Here is a 13,325-nt window from a genome sequence, read left to right on the forward strand (position 1 = left end):
CTATTTATTAGGTGCTTTTTTTGATTATGGCCTGCAAAAATGAGGGGCTGAGGTTAAAGTAATCCCTATTCGCTTGCTCTCGACTTATTTGTACCAAAATTCTTGTTATCTTTTATTGTATGTTGACTTATCATGACTGACTACCGTTATCCCAAAGCAAAAAGATTATTGAAGCCTGATGAGTTTAAATCAGTATTTAATCAGCCCCTTTTCAAAATCCATAATTCTCATTTTATGGCGTTTGCTTACGACTCTAAAAACGAGCAAGCCAGATTGGGTATGGCCATTACTAAGAAGAGAATTCCGAGGGCGGTGGCGAGAAATACCATCAAACGTATTATTCGAGAGCAGTTCCGTCATAGACATCCGCAACTACCTGCCTTAGATTTGGTTTTCATTTTAAAAAAGTCGACCAAAGCTTTAAGCAATGATCAAATGCGTCAAGAGATTGATGAGATTTTAGCCAAAGTAATTAGCAAACAGCGGCGTAATTTGGCAACCAAAACCCAAATTTAGTCAGTCATAATTGGACAATTAGCTACTTTGTTTTGATCTAATGCGATTTTAGTTAGTGATATATTTGCGGTATAAGAGGAGTAGGGGAATGGGGTCACGTTTTTTCTCACGCTTATTACTAACTATTATTAATGGCTATCAGACTTTTATTAGTCCGTTATTGCCTGCTCGCTGTCGTTATTACCCTACATGCTCTGAGTATGGCAAGACCGCCGTGCTTTGGCATGGACCAGCACGGGGAGGATGGCTTGCCGTTAAACGAATATGTAGCTGTCACCCTTTGGGAGGTCACGGTATCGACTTTGTCCCTTTGCCTTTGTACAAACTGATTTTTACTGAATTACCAGAGTCTGTTGTTTCACGTGAAACAATCATAGTGGAACGCGGGGTTTATAAAGATAAAACCAGTTATACACCGGCTGTTAATAGTAAATATGCTCAACCTTCGAAATCACGGCTACCGGATTAGGGAGAAGGTAGGTTGAAAAAGTTAGTGCAAATTAACAGGTTATCAATGTCTTCTTATCGTCAATAAAGGCTAAAAACATCGCTTCTATATCATTTGTGATGCTTTTTTAGTAAAATAGTCCCCATTTTGTAAATATTTTAAGGGTAAGGTGGCAACAGAGATGACAATACACTCACAATAGTTGCCCTAAAAGTAAAGGATTTACTGTACGGTTTTTTTTGGTAAATACCTGATAAATAAGCCCACCCTTTTAATTAAAAACTTCATTTAGAGTTGTTTAGGACAATCTTATGCAAAAGATACTACGGGTGCTCATCATCATTGCGATGTTGATTACCGCATATTTGTTGGTGCTAGCTTGGCAAAAAGACTATGCCAATGTGCCAGCCACATCAGCAGACGCAGTAACCCCTTCTGTATCCACTTCTAACACGGGTGCTGATATTCCTACTAGTACCGGTGACAGTGATATACCTGCAGCAACCGCATCAGCACCAACCGATGTACCGTCTAGCGAAGTGGGTGGTGAGACAACCAATGCCAAACAAGGTGACTTAATCAATGTCACTACTGATCGCTATCAAGTCAAAATCGATCCCGTAGGCGGCGATGTCGTTTATGCTGCTTTACGTGACTATGATGCCACTTTAGACAGTGAACAGCCGTTTGTTTTACTAGAGAACTCGGGTCAACGTCTGTATGTTGCTCAGTCAGGTTTGATTGGTCCTAACGGTATTGATACTGCAGCAGGGCGAGCAAAATACAGCTATCAATCTGACAGCTATGTGATGCAGCCTGGTCAGAAAAAGTTGGAAGTGCCCTTAACTTATAAACAAGATGACGGTGTGACCATCACTAAGACCTTCACCTTTACTGAAGGTAAGTACCCTATCAGTGTTAATTACAATATTAACAACACCAGCGGTAAAGATTGGAACGGTCAACTGTTTGCGCAGTTAAAGCGTGATAGCAGTAAAGATCCTGGTATGTCAGATAAAGGCGCGTTAAGCATGGCCACCTATTTAGGCGGTGCTTGGGGTACACCAGACAATGACTACAATAAACTTAAGTTTAAAGACTTCAATGATGGCGACTTAAAAGCGGCCAGCAATGAAGGTTGGGTTGGTGTGGTACAACATTACTTTGTATCAGCTTGGACGCCTCAGAACTTCACAGGTCAATTCTTTAGCCGTGAAAGAAGTGGCGACCACTTCATTGGTATGAATAGCCAAAACTTTGTGGTTCCTGCGAATAAGCAAAAAGACATCGGAGCCACTTTATATGCCGGACCAAAAGATCAGACAGCACTGCTTGAAGTAGCGCCGGGTCTAAACAAAACGGTAGATTATGGCTTCTTATGGCCAATCTCAAAAGTACTGTTTGCTATCTTGGAAGGCATTCATAAGGTAATAGGTAACTGGGGGTGGTCAATTATTGCCCTAACTATTTTAGTGAAAATTGCCTTAATGTGGTTCTCAAATAAGAGCTACTACTCGATGGCTAAGATGCGTGCCATTGCGCCTCGCTTACAAGCCTTGAAAGAAGAGCATGGCGACGACCGTATGAAGATGTCACAAGAGATGATGGCCATCTATAAAGAAGAGCAAGTGAACCCAATGGCTGGGTGTTTGCCAATCTTATTACAGATGCCAATTTTCCTAGCTTTATACTGGGTATTGGTTGAGAGTGTTGAGCTACGTCACGCTCCTTGGATTCTATGGATTCAAGATCTATCAGCCATGGATCCTTGGTTTATTCTACCTATGTTGATGGGGGCATCTATGTTTGCACAGCAAATGTTCAGCCCGCAGCCGACAGATCCAATGCAAGCCAAAGTGATGAAGTTCTTGCCTATTATCTTCACTTTATTCATGCTGTTCTTCCCAGCAGGCTTGGTACTTTACTGGACTGTGAACAACTTATTTACTATGGCACAACAGTACATCGTGAATAAAAAAGTGGAAAGAGAGCAAAGAGAAAAAGCAGAGAGAAGAGCTGCTTAAGCTGCCAATACTCTCGCTATAATGTCTTAATGACTACTTTAAAGCACCTATATGTCACATATAGGTGCTTTTGTTTTGTGGATAGGGTTAAACTAACGGCCATTGAATAAAGCCTATTTAGCACCTACTATAAGACCATCAATAACTATACTTATAAAAAAAACACCAAAATGCTAATCCTTTAATTAGAGCTGATTTTTATGTCAAATACTAAAACCATCGCCGCCATAGCCACTCCTTTAGGAAGGGGTGGGGTGGGTATTATTAGATTGTCCGGTCCTAAAGCTTATGATATTGCCTGTCAACTTACTGGCAAAGACAGCTTTACGCCACGCCTAGCGAGCTTCTGTCGATTTTATGATGACAAGCGTAATGTGTTAGACGAAGGGCTGGTGCTGTATTTTAAAGCCCCTTATTCATTCACTGGTGAGGATATTATCGAGTTGCAGGGGCATGGTGGCATGGTCTTGCAAAATCAACTACTAGCGCGAGTCTTTGAGCTTGGTGCGCATCAAGCACAGCCTGGCGAATTCTCTTATCGTGCGTTTGAAAATGATAAGCTAGACTTGCTACAGGCAGAAGCCATTGCCGATGCCATTGATGCCACAAGTGCTGCGGCTGCAAGTAGTGCTATTCGATCTCTAACCGGTGAATTCTCAAATAAAATTAACGATATTCTAGAAGCCTTAATTGAACTGCGACTGTATGTCGAAGCGTCTATCGACTTCCCTGACGAAGAGGATGTGGACTTCTTAAGTGATGGGGTGATTGAATCTAAATTAAAGAGTATTCAAGACCGCCTAAAGACCATTTTAGCGACTGCTCAGCAAGGGCAATTGCTGCGCGATGGGGTGCATGTGGTGTTAGCAGGGCGTCCTAATGCGGGTAAGTCTAGCTTACTGAATAGCTTGGCGGGTCAGGAGCGAGCCATTGTCACCGATGTGGCAGGCACCACTCGAGATACCTTACAAGAAACCATCGTACTTAATGGGTTGACCATTCATTTGACCGATACTGCGGGTTTGCGGGATACCACAGATGAGGTGGAGCGTATCGGCATAGAGCGGGCCCGTAACGCCATCAATCAGGCCGATTTACTGCTATTGGTGCATGACCTATCAAGACAGGCAAATCCCTTAGAATTAGCAGCAGAGCTGTTTGGTAAAAAGGAAGATGGCAGCCCTAATTATGACCCCTCTAAGCTGCTGCTTATTGGTAATAAAAGAGATCTTGTGGAACAAGCTCAGTCTGAGAAAACCGCCGATAAAGTCGAAGTTTCTGGTTATGAACAAGTGAATGTTTCATGTGAAACATCAGAGGGTATTGAAAGTTTAATTGATACTTTATGCGAGAAAGTAGGCTTCCACCCTCCAGAGAACAGCTTGATTGCCCGTACCAGACACTTGGATGCTTTACGAAGAACTCAGCAACACTTAAACGACGCACATCTACAACTGGTGGACTATCAAGCGGGTGAGCTGGTGGCAGAGAGCCTACGCCAAGGTCAATATAGCCTCGGTGAAATCACCGGCGAATTCAGTGCGGATGATCTATTAGGACGCATATTTGGCAGCTTCTGTATTGGTAAATAGTTGCATTGTCTTTTATAACCTCACGCTTATATCGCTAACTAATTTGATATTAATGGGAAGAAACTATGCAGTGTCCATATTGTAATGCCGATGATACCAAGGTCATTGATTCAAGACTGGCCGCAGAAGGGGCACAAGTCCGTCGCCGCCGTCAATGTAACCAATGCCAGGAGCGCTTCACCACCTTTGAGGTGGTAGAGGTGGTAATGCCGCGTATCATTAAATCTAATGGGCGTATTGAGCCCTACGATTCCCAAAAGCTAAGGCGCTCTATTCAATTGCCACTACAAAAAAGACCGGTAACTCTGGATGAACAAGAAGCGATGATTAGCCGTATCGAAAAGCGTATCCGTCAATTGGGAGAGCGTGAAATCAGCAGTAAGTCACTGGGTGAAGTGGTAATGAGTGAGCTAAAAGAACTCGATGATGTGGCTTATGTGCGATTTGCTAGTGTTTATAGAGACTTTCAAGATATAGAAGCCTTCCGCCAAGAGCTGCAAAATATCAAGCCTACAGACGCCAAATAACAGCGCCAATACCTAAGGAAAATCAAAGTTTGGTCAATTACTCATGACTTATCTACTGTGCTTTGATTGAGCTTAATCCAAAGTGATAAAAACTATTAGTTTAAACAGGGCCAAAATTTATGCTTCCCAAATCTGTAAACTCTGTTTCTGCCTTTGAAATTTCTGCGTCTGCTATACAGGATTCTCATGGTCATTATTTAGCCGATATCGAAGGTATTGAAGCGGCTAAAACAGAAGACTTTTACTACATGAATTTGGCGATAGAAGAGGCCAAAAAAGGGCTGTATACCACTCGACCTAACCCCGCAGTAGGTTGCGTGATAGTTGAGAATGGCTTAATTATAGGGTCTGGTTTTCACCCCAAAGCAGGACAGCCTCATGCAGAAGTTTTCGCTTTAAGAAATTCTACACAGTCAGTGGTAGGGGCAACGGCTTATGTGACCCTAGAGCCTTGTAGCCATACTGGAAAAACACCACCTTGTGCCAAAGCATTAATCAGCTCTGGAGTGAGTAGAGTAGTAATAGCAGGCTTAGATCCTAACCCTAAAGTAGCAGGTAGAGGGGTAGGGATGTTATTAAAAGCGGGAATAAGGGTGACAGTAGGAGTTTGTACTGAGCAGGCAGAGCAGCTTAATCTGGGTTTTTTGAAATCTATGCGACATAAGATGCCTTATGTCAGACTAAAAATTGCCAGTAGTTTAGATGGTAGAACGGCAATGTCCTCTGGGGAGTCGAAGTGGATTACAGGCCCAGCAGCGCGTGAAGATGTGCAGAAGTTGCGGGCCTTAAGCGGCGCTATTATCACTGGCAGCCAGACCATTATTGAGGACAATCCTAGCCTAAATGTACGCTCGAATCAGTTGGGTGTACCGGCAGATAGCGTGCCACAGCCAAGAATTGTGGTGCTAGATAGAAGACAAAGACTAGATAAAGCGCAGTATAAGGTCTTTGAGATGCCAGATACTCTACTGTGGACTGAATCGGACCTAACCGACTTATTACATAAGCTGGTTACTGAGTATCAAATACATGATGTACTTGTTGAAGCGGGCTCTCAAGTATCGGGAAGCTTTATTGAGGCCGGGTTGGTGGATGAATTAATAGTGTATCAGGCCCCTTGCGTATTGGGTCACAGTGCTAAACCCATGCTTACAGTTGATATTGAAAAGCTAAGCTGTCAGCGCCGTTTTCAATTAATAGACTGTGCTCAGATTGGCACAGATCTTAAACTCGTTTATAAAGCAAATTAAGCTTGTTATTTAGTCAACTTTTATCGAGTATTTCTCAATTTGGGTTTTAAGTAGTTAATGAGTCTATTCTAAAAGTAGGTGTCACAAGTGTTAAGAGGTATGTGGAGGTTTTTAAAGTTATCCACAGTTTTAAAATTTTATCCCCGCAATAATTTACGGTTTATCGATGTTCCACATGGAACTGTGGATTACTTATGTTTCACATGGAACTGGTTGGAAGGTGTTATTCACTGAAAGTTATGAAAATAAAGGGTTCCACGTGGAACTGTGAGTAAGGTGGCTAAATTTTTAGTTTTAAATAAGGTTGTGGATAACTATAGAGCCAACCCCCTTTATCTGCATTTTAAGCAGCGGTTTTAAAAAGTTATCCACAATTGGTTTTTATTTTATTTATCTGAGTTTGGGTGTTTATCATCGTCTAATGTCATTTAGTTGTGGAACGTTTTTATTTAAAGAAAATAAGTTGGAGTAGGTATGTTTACAGGTATTATCGAAAGTACAGGTACTTTAAAATCTATTACGGAAGTGGGCGGTGATGTGCGTCTAGTTATTGAATCCGATAATTTGGACTTTAGTGATGTCAAGCTAGGCGACTCTATCGCCAGTAATGGTATTTGCTTAACTGTGGTTAATATAGATGACAACAGTTATGCAGTTGATGTTTCACGTGAAACTCTGGCTAAAACCGCCATGGGTAATTGGCAACAAGGCGATACCTTGAATTTAGAAAAAGCCATGTTACCAACCACTCGCTTTGGAGGTCACATGGTATCGGGTCATGTGGATGGGGTAGGCATCATTGAGGTAATGACTGAAGATGCGCGTTCTATTTATATAGAAATCTCAATTCCTGAGGCATTAAAAAAATACGCAGCAACCAAGGGCTCAATTACCGTAGATGGGATTAGCTTGACCACTAACCTGGTTAAAGACAATATTGTTTGCTTAAATATCATTCCACATACCGCTGAGGTGACCAATATTGGTCGTCACTGGAAAGTGGGTGGTCCAGTGAATATCGAAGTGGATTTGATTGCGCGTTATCTTGAGCGTTTGACGAGTGTAGGTGCTGAATAAGTCAGCCTTGGTAATATAAACCATTATAAATCGCTACGGTCTGTGAATGATTTTATCTGTTATTAATAGGTTGCGCCCCTGAAAGCCCTTCTTACAGCTAAGGAGGGCTTTTTTAGTGGTTAATAATTGATTGGTTTTTGAGGCTGATTTTCTGGATAAGAGGTTAAGCGAACACGATTTACACCAATCAATGTAAGCCACGCTTTGCAGATAGTTTTTAGTTTAGTGAAAGACTACCCTAGGTTTCATGGCAGGAAGATCATAATTTCACTATAATGAAACAAAGGTTGGGCTAAGCTTAGATTATCTGCTATCCCACTTAACTTTATTATCTATATATCGAATAAAAATTATGAGTATTGAAAATCAGTCTTCTTCTAAACAACGTGTTATTTTCGCCGGTACTCCGGAATTTGCAGCTATTAGCCTAAAAGCCCTTATTGAACAGCAACAGGCGCTCAATATCGAGATTGTTGCCGTGTACACTCAGCCAGATCGTAAAGCAGGTCGCGGTCAGAAGCTAACAGCTTCTCCAGTAAAGCAATTGGCGCTTGAGCATAATCTGCCGGTTGAACAGCCGCTCACTTTTAAAAAGTCGGTGGAGGAGGGGCAAGCCGCTCGTGAAACCCTAGCGAATTATCAGCCAGACATTATGGTAGTGGCCGCTTACGGTCTTATATTGCCAATAGGGGTGTTACAGACCCCAACGCATGGTTGCTTAAATATTCATGCTTCGTTATTACCCCGTTGGCGTGGTGCTGCCCCGATTCATCGTGCGTTACTGGCTGGTGATGAGCGTACAGGCATCACCATTATGCAGATGGATAAAGGTTTAGACACTGGCGATATGCTTTATAAAGTAGCGTATGACATCGCTGCTGACGAAACTACGGCAAGTTTGCATGACAAAATGGCAGAACTGGGCGCTGAGGCCATTACTACTGTATTAAAAGATTTGCCTAGCTATCAGGCTAAGGCTGAAAAGCAAGACGATAGTCTGGCCAATTATGCTGAAAAATTAAGCAAGTCTGAGGGTGAAATTGACTGGACTCAATCGGCTGAAATGATTGAGCGTCAAATACGAGGTATGCATCCCTATCCTGGCGCCTACACCTTCTTGGCAGATCCAGAGGGTAAAAGTGAGCCGAAGCGAGTTAAGGTGCTGGCTGCATTAGCAGTGAATCCGTCACAAACCACAGTAGCACAGCCTGGTACAGTAATAAGTGTTGGCAAGAACGCCATTTTAGTCGCTTGTGGTCAATTAAATAACGATTCTAATGCCGAAGGTACCACGTTACGTTTGACTCAACTGCAGTTCGCGGGCAGCAAGCCAGTGACCGCTGAGCAGGTGTGTCATGGCAATCAGCTGGATGATGGCGATAAATTTGTTGCCGCAGCCGAGTAGCTTTTATATATAGTTTTTTAGCTAGGCTATTAGCTTATAAAATCCTTATATTACTGAACTTACCTAGCATGAGATGAACAATATAACCGTTAATCACTTTTGCATCGTCTGAAGATAAAGCCAGTCGATACAAAAAAGATTACCAGTCCCTTGTAAACATTGAAAACCCTATAGTTACGTCAGTTCAGTTATATTAGCCAAGCCCGTATAAGGGCAAGAAAAAAAGTTTTATAGATAATAAAAGCCATAAGTTTTAAACCAACCCATCAAACTAACCATATACCGTCATTATTAGGCATTCATTTAAATGAGCAACAAACCAAGTAACACTACTCCAAATAAAACCCAAAACAAAAACGTCCGTGTCGCGGTGATTAATACCTTGTTATCTATTCAACAAGGGCAGTCACTTAGCAGCCTGCTAGATCCTTTATTAAACAGTTTAAATGGCGATGACAAAGGGTTTGCTCATGCTTTATTGCTGACGACTTTGCGTCATTGGCATGCGACTGCACGCCTATTAGACAGTTTAGCGGACAATCCGATTGATGAGTTGGAAGTTCGCACTACCATTCAGCTGGGCATCACTCAGCTGCTCTATCTTAATGTTGCTGACCATGCCGCCATTCATGAAACGGTAGAGGCAGTGAAGCACATTGATTATGCTCGCGCTTCAGGGTTGGTCAATGCGGTGCTGCGTAAAGTGGCCAACAATCCCAATAAGTTTCGTAAAAAAGCCAACAGAAACCACAGCCTGCCTAATTGGCTAGCTCAGCAGTTGAAAGCGGATTGGCGAGAGCATTATGATGAGCTGACTCAAAGTTTGCGTCAGTCTGCTCCAATGTTTTTGCGGGTGAATGGTCTGCAAAGTGACAGTGAAAGTTATTTATCACAGTTGGCTGAAGCAGAAATAGACGCAGAATTGGTGTCGCTTGAAACCTCAATAAAAACGGGCGATGCGGATGAGTCGGTTGAAATTGAACAGCAATTAATAGAGCTGATCGACAGTGTGCCGGTCAGTCGTTTACCCGAATTCGAAGAGGGCATTGCTAGCGTACAAGATGCACATGCTCAGTTGGCGGCCCCAATCATTCAGTCTTTATTAGAAAATAAGTTAGCAAACCGCGAAGGGTCTGACTCAATCCGTTTATTGGATGCCTGTGCAGCACCGGGCGGCAAATTGGCACATTGGCTTGAATTATTGGGTGTACAAGAATCTGAGCAAACTGGATTGTTTCACGTGAAACAGGTTGATGGTGAAAAGAATACTATTAACAACAATATAAGCAAAGTTGAGCTGACGGCTATTGATAACGAAGCACCACGTATTACTCGTATTTTTGAGAACTTAGAGCGTTTACAGCTTCCAACGCCTATTGTGAACAGCAAACTACATTTGGATATTGAGTGCGTTGATGCCACCAGTTGGCAATCTCAGCCAACCGATAAAGACTCAGATCGAGGATTCGATGCGATATTGTTGGATGCGCCTTGTACTGCAACCGGGGTTATTCGCCGTCATCCTGATATTACCTTATTGCGTACTGAGGAAGATGTGCAACATACCGCGCAGTTACAAGAGCAAATCTTGGATAACTTGTGGCCACAGCTAAAAGTAGGGGGCTATTTGTTATACGTCACTTGCTCGATATTAAAGCAAGAAAACGTGGAGCAGATGCAAGCTTTCTTGACGCGTCATAAAGATGCAGTGGCCGTAGCTTTTGATGATGAACAGACCAATTGGGGTATCGATCAAGCGGTGGGTCGTCAGTGTTTGCCGGTTTATAAAATGACTGAAGCCTTAGAGCCGATAGCTGTGGATCAGGATGCTGAGCAAAAAATAACTGTACCAGTAGCTGGTGGCGATGGTTTTTATTATGCGGTACTGAGAAAAGTGTCTACTTAAAATGAACTAAACCCCATAAGTTGGACTCAACTTATGGGGTTTTTTATAGAGCTAATGACGCTAAGCTATAGCCGATTAACTCTAAAGCCGATTAACTAAAATACTTGCTTATTCCTGACTCTAATACTTCTTTGATTTTGCCTTTTAACGGTTTGGCTAGAAAGCCTAGTTTTGCTTCAAAGCGTAATTTATTGGCATCCAAAGTGGCTTTGCCATCAATCCCTTTACGGCTGATGGTGACATTATCTTCATTCTCGCCTTCCACATAGGTGGCATCAAGACCAAACTTTTCTTTGGAACTCTCAAGCCACTTTTTAGCTTGCTCACGGGCTTTGCTAAATTCTAAATTGTGTTCTTTTTCGATTTCAATATCTGCCATGGTGCTATTCCTTTGTTATAAGTTTTTGATTGATTGAATGAATCTCTAGACTGACTATTATTAGTCAGACGTAGTAAAGTAGTTATATCATTAAATGGTATGACTAACAAATGAGTTGTGTAGTGTGGCTGATAGCTTTAAGTGACCACTCTTTAAGTTGATAAAAGGTCGGTTAACTGCAAAACTGAGGTTTAAAATCACTTCAAAAACCAATAAGCCGTTTATTTGATATGGCTTATACTTAAAAATATGCTACTCTTTTTGTACTATAACTTTATATGATTCTTTGACAGGACAAGACATGAAATATATCAGTACCCGTGGTCAAACCGAGCCGATGGACTTTAGCGATGTGTTGTTGATGGGTCTAGCCCCTGATGGCGGTTTGATGCTGCCAGAGAGCTATCCGCAAATTGATTCAGCTACCCTAAACGAGTGGCGTAAGCTGAGCTATCCACAGTTGGCATTTGAAATTATGCGCCTGTTTGCCACCGATATTGATGAAGCGGATTTAAAAGACATTATCAATCGTACTTATACCAAAGAAGTTTTTGGTAGCGATGAGATTGTACCCGTACGCCAATTAAAAGATGATTTGTATATTCTAGGTTTGTCTAATGGGCCAACATTAGCTTTTAAAGACGTGGCGATGCAGTTTTTGGGCAATGCTTTTGAGTACGTGTTAAAGAAAAAAGGCAAGCGCTTAACTATTATTGGCGCCACGAGTGGGGATACCGGGAGTGCAGCCGAATATGCGCTTCGTGGCAAAGACAACATCGAAGTATTTATGATGTCACCTCATGGTAAAATGAGTGAATTTCAGCGCGCACAAATGTACAGCTTAACCGATGCCAATATTCACAATATCGCCATCAAAGGCATGTTTGATGATTGTCAGGATATCGTTAAGGCACTACAACAAGATGCTGATTTTAAAGCCAAATATAGCTTAGGTACGGTTAACTCAATCAACTGGGGTCGTATCCTAGCGCAGATTGTGTATTATTTTAAAGGTTACTTTGCTGCCACTGAAAATAACGATGAAAAAGTGAGCTTCTGTGTGCCATCAGGTAACTTTGGTAACATCTGTGCCGGTCACATTGCCCGTGAAATGGGGCTACCAATTGAGCGTTTAATCGTCGCTACCAATGAAAACGATGTGTTAAATGACTTCTTTAACCAAGGCGTTTATACCCCGCGTCCAGCTGATAAAACTTATGTGACTTCTAGTCCGTCAATGGATATCTCAAAAGCGTCAAACTTTGAGCGTTTCGTATACCTATTGCTGGATAAAGACAGCAAGCGAGTGAATGAGCTGTTTGATGGGGTGAAGGCAGGTAAAGGTTTTGAGTTATCAGACGTATTAGACGCGGTCAATAACCGTTATGGCTTCGCTGCGGGTAAATCAACGCATCAAGATAGATTAAATACCATCAAAGCGGTATACGAAAACTATAACGACTTGATTGATCCTCATACGGCCGATGGGGTGAAAGTGGCACAAGAGCTACAAAAAGAGGGTGAGGTAATCATCTGTGCTGAGACTGCATTACCGGTTAAGTTCTCAGAGACCATCTTTGAAGCTGTGGGTGAGATTGAAATTGAGCGTCCTGAGCACACCAAGGGCTTAGAATCGTTAGAACAGCATGTAACCGTGTTGGATAATGATGCCAGCTTGGTCGCGAATGAGATTAAAGCGGTGGTTGCGCCTATTTAATGGGCTAGAGTATGTTAATTGGCTGAGATGGGGCTTATCTAACTATTTAGATTTATTTTTATCTTTTAGCTTGATTTATACCCGTTTTATTTAAAAAACCAGTAACTTTGAGTTGCTGGTTTTTTTATTTATCGTTTATAAGCTTGCTTTATTAGATAGCTTATACCAATTCCACAAAATAATATACAATATAACCAACTCAACAACATAATAGAATCATATGCCGAAAAAAAACCCTAGAAATCATAAACTCACAGACCACGATTTTCTGCAATTATCTAAAACAGAAGGCAATGCCAGAGCGCGAATCAGACTGCTCATGCTGCATCAACTGAGTCAATGTCATCCTATAGCGACCGTAGCAGAGAACTTTGGCTACAACCCTAGAAGCGTCTATACCATAAGAAGGAAATACTGGTTGCATGGTATCACTAGTGTCTATGACGCAGCTGGCAGAGGCAGAAAGAGTCTTTTAGCAGAAAAA

General features: G+C 42.0%; 12 protein-coding genes. 11 read left to right on the top strand and 1 reads right to left on the bottom strand.

The genetic code is table 11. From position 1 onward, the window contains the following. Nucleotides 1-132: 132 nt before the first annotated feature. The 9 genes from rnpA (at nucleotide 133) to A1019T_RS09330 (ending at nucleotide 10,745) form a co-directional block, all read left to right on the top strand. On the top strand, nucleotides 133-516 hold the full coding sequence (rnpA, locus tag A1019T_RS09290) for a ribonuclease P protein component (RefSeq protein ID WP_077451409.1): 384 nt from the start codon (nucleotides 133-135) through the stop codon (nucleotides 514-516). A gap of 88 nt (nucleotides 517-604) precedes the next feature. After that, nucleotides 605-985, top strand: a complete 381-nt coding sequence (yidD, locus tag A1019T_RS09295; protein WP_077451410.1) for a membrane protein insertion efficiency factor YidD — start codon at nucleotides 605-607, stop codon at nucleotides 983-985. A 290-nt stretch (nucleotides 986-1,275) separates the two neighbouring features. Then, entirely contained in the window at nucleotides 1,276-2,988 is a 1,713-nt protein-coding gene (yidC, locus tag A1019T_RS09300) for a membrane protein insertase YidC (RefSeq protein WP_077451411.1), read from the top strand. A gap of 200 nt (nucleotides 2,989-3,188) precedes the next feature. Continuing rightward, on the top strand, nucleotides 3,189-4,580 hold the full coding sequence (mnmE, locus tag A1019T_RS09305; protein WP_077451412.1) for a tRNA uridine-5-carboxymethylaminomethyl(34) synthesis GTPase MnmE: 1,392 nt from the start codon (nucleotides 3,189-3,191) through the stop codon (nucleotides 4,578-4,580). Nucleotides 4,581-4,645: 65 nt separating this feature from the next. Further along, nucleotides 4,646-5,107 (top strand): transcriptional regulator NrdR, encoded by a 462-nt coding sequence (nrdR, locus tag A1019T_RS09310; protein ID WP_077451413.1) that lies wholly within the window; start codon nucleotides 4,646-4,648, stop codon nucleotides 5,105-5,107. 119 nt (nucleotides 5,108-5,226) lie between these two features. Continuing rightward, the gene (gene ribD / locus A1019T_RS09315) at nucleotides 5,227-6,357 is read left to right on the top strand and encodes a bifunctional diaminohydroxyphosphoribosylaminopyrimidine deaminase/5-amino-6-(5-phosphoribosylamino)uracil reductase RibD (protein ID WP_077451414.1); all 1,131 of its coding nucleotides are present in this window, start codon (nucleotides 5,227-5,229) and stop codon (nucleotides 6,355-6,357) included. 474 nt (nucleotides 6,358-6,831) lie between these two features. After that, nucleotides 6,832-7,434, top strand: coding sequence for a riboflavin synthase (locus tag A1019T_RS09320; protein WP_077451415.1), 603 nt, complete (start codon nucleotides 6,832-6,834; stop codon nucleotides 7,432-7,434). Nucleotides 7,435-7,786: 352 nt separating this feature from the next. Further along, nucleotides 7,787-8,839, top strand: a complete 1,053-nt coding sequence (gene fmt / locus A1019T_RS09325) for a methionyl-tRNA formyltransferase (protein WP_077451416.1) — start codon at nucleotides 7,787-7,789, stop codon at nucleotides 8,837-8,839. 307 nt (nucleotides 8,840-9,146) lie between these two features. Then, a complete protein-coding gene (locus A1019T_RS09330) occupies nucleotides 9,147-10,745 on the top strand; it encodes a transcription antitermination factor NusB (RefSeq protein WP_077451417.1) in 1,599 nt (532 codons plus the stop codon). Nucleotides 10,746-10,836: 91 nt separating this feature from the next. Here the strand turns inward: A1019T_RS09330 and A1019T_RS09335 are convergent, their stop codons facing one another. After that, nucleotides 10,837-11,124: a polyhydroxyalkanoic acid system family protein gene (locus tag A1019T_RS09335; RefSeq protein ID WP_007394767.1), complete on the bottom strand. Its 288-nt coding sequence runs from the start codon at nucleotides 11,122-11,124 to the stop codon at nucleotides 10,837-10,839. A 301-nt stretch (nucleotides 11,125-11,425) separates the two neighbouring features. On the opposite strand from A1019T_RS09335, the gene thrC reads away from it, so the two are divergent. Both thrC and A1019T_RS09345 read left to right on the top strand, forming a co-directional pair. Then, the gene (thrC, locus tag A1019T_RS09340) at nucleotides 11,426-12,841 is read left to right on the top strand and encodes a threonine synthase (RefSeq protein ID WP_077451418.1); all 1,416 of its coding nucleotides are present in this window, start codon (nucleotides 11,426-11,428) and stop codon (nucleotides 12,839-12,841) included. Nucleotides 12,842-13,061: 220 nt separating this feature from the next. Next, nucleotides 13,062-13,325, top strand: a 264-nt coding sequence (locus A1019T_RS09345; RefSeq protein WP_143514101.1) for a helix-turn-helix domain-containing protein, incomplete at its 3' end; no start/stop codon positions are given.

The sequence above is a fragment of the Psychrobacter piechaudii genome (genome assembly GCF_900162825.1).
Taxonomy (GTDB): Bacteria; Pseudomonadota; Gammaproteobacteria; order Pseudomonadales; family Moraxellaceae; genus Psychrobacter; species Psychrobacter piechaudii.

Coding starts and splice junctions, on each gene's coding strand:
- rnpA (WP_077451409.1), top strand. CDS start 133: ATGACTGACTACCGTTATCCCAAAGCAAAAAGATTATTGAAGCCTGAT.
- yidD (WP_077451410.1), top strand. CDS start 605: ATGGGGTCACGTTTTTTCTCACGCTTATTACTAACTATTATTAATGGC.
- yidC (WP_077451411.1), top strand. CDS start 1,276: ATGCAAAAGATACTACGGGTGCTCATCATCATTGCGATGTTGATTACC.
- mnmE (WP_077451412.1), top strand. CDS start 3,189: ATGTCAAATACTAAAACCATCGCCGCCATAGCCACTCCTTTAGGAAGG.
- nrdR (WP_077451413.1), top strand. CDS start 4,646: ATGCAGTGTCCATATTGTAATGCCGATGATACCAAGGTCATTGATTCA.
- ribD (WP_077451414.1), top strand. CDS start 5,227: ATGCTTCCCAAATCTGTAAACTCTGTTTCTGCCTTTGAAATTTCTGCG.
- A1019T_RS09320 (WP_077451415.1), top strand. CDS start 6,832: ATGTTTACAGGTATTATCGAAAGTACAGGTACTTTAAAATCTATTACG.
- fmt (WP_077451416.1), top strand. CDS start 7,787: ATGAGTATTGAAAATCAGTCTTCTTCTAAACAACGTGTTATTTTCGCC.
- A1019T_RS09330 (WP_077451417.1), top strand. CDS start 9,147: ATGAGCAACAAACCAAGTAACACTACTCCAAATAAAACCCAAAACAAA.
- A1019T_RS09335 (WP_007394767.1), bottom strand. CDS start 11,124: ATGGCAGATATTGAAATCGAAAAAGAACACAATTTAGAATTTAGCAAA.
- thrC (WP_077451418.1), top strand. CDS start 11,426: ATGAAATATATCAGTACCCGTGGTCAAACCGAGCCGATGGACTTTAGC.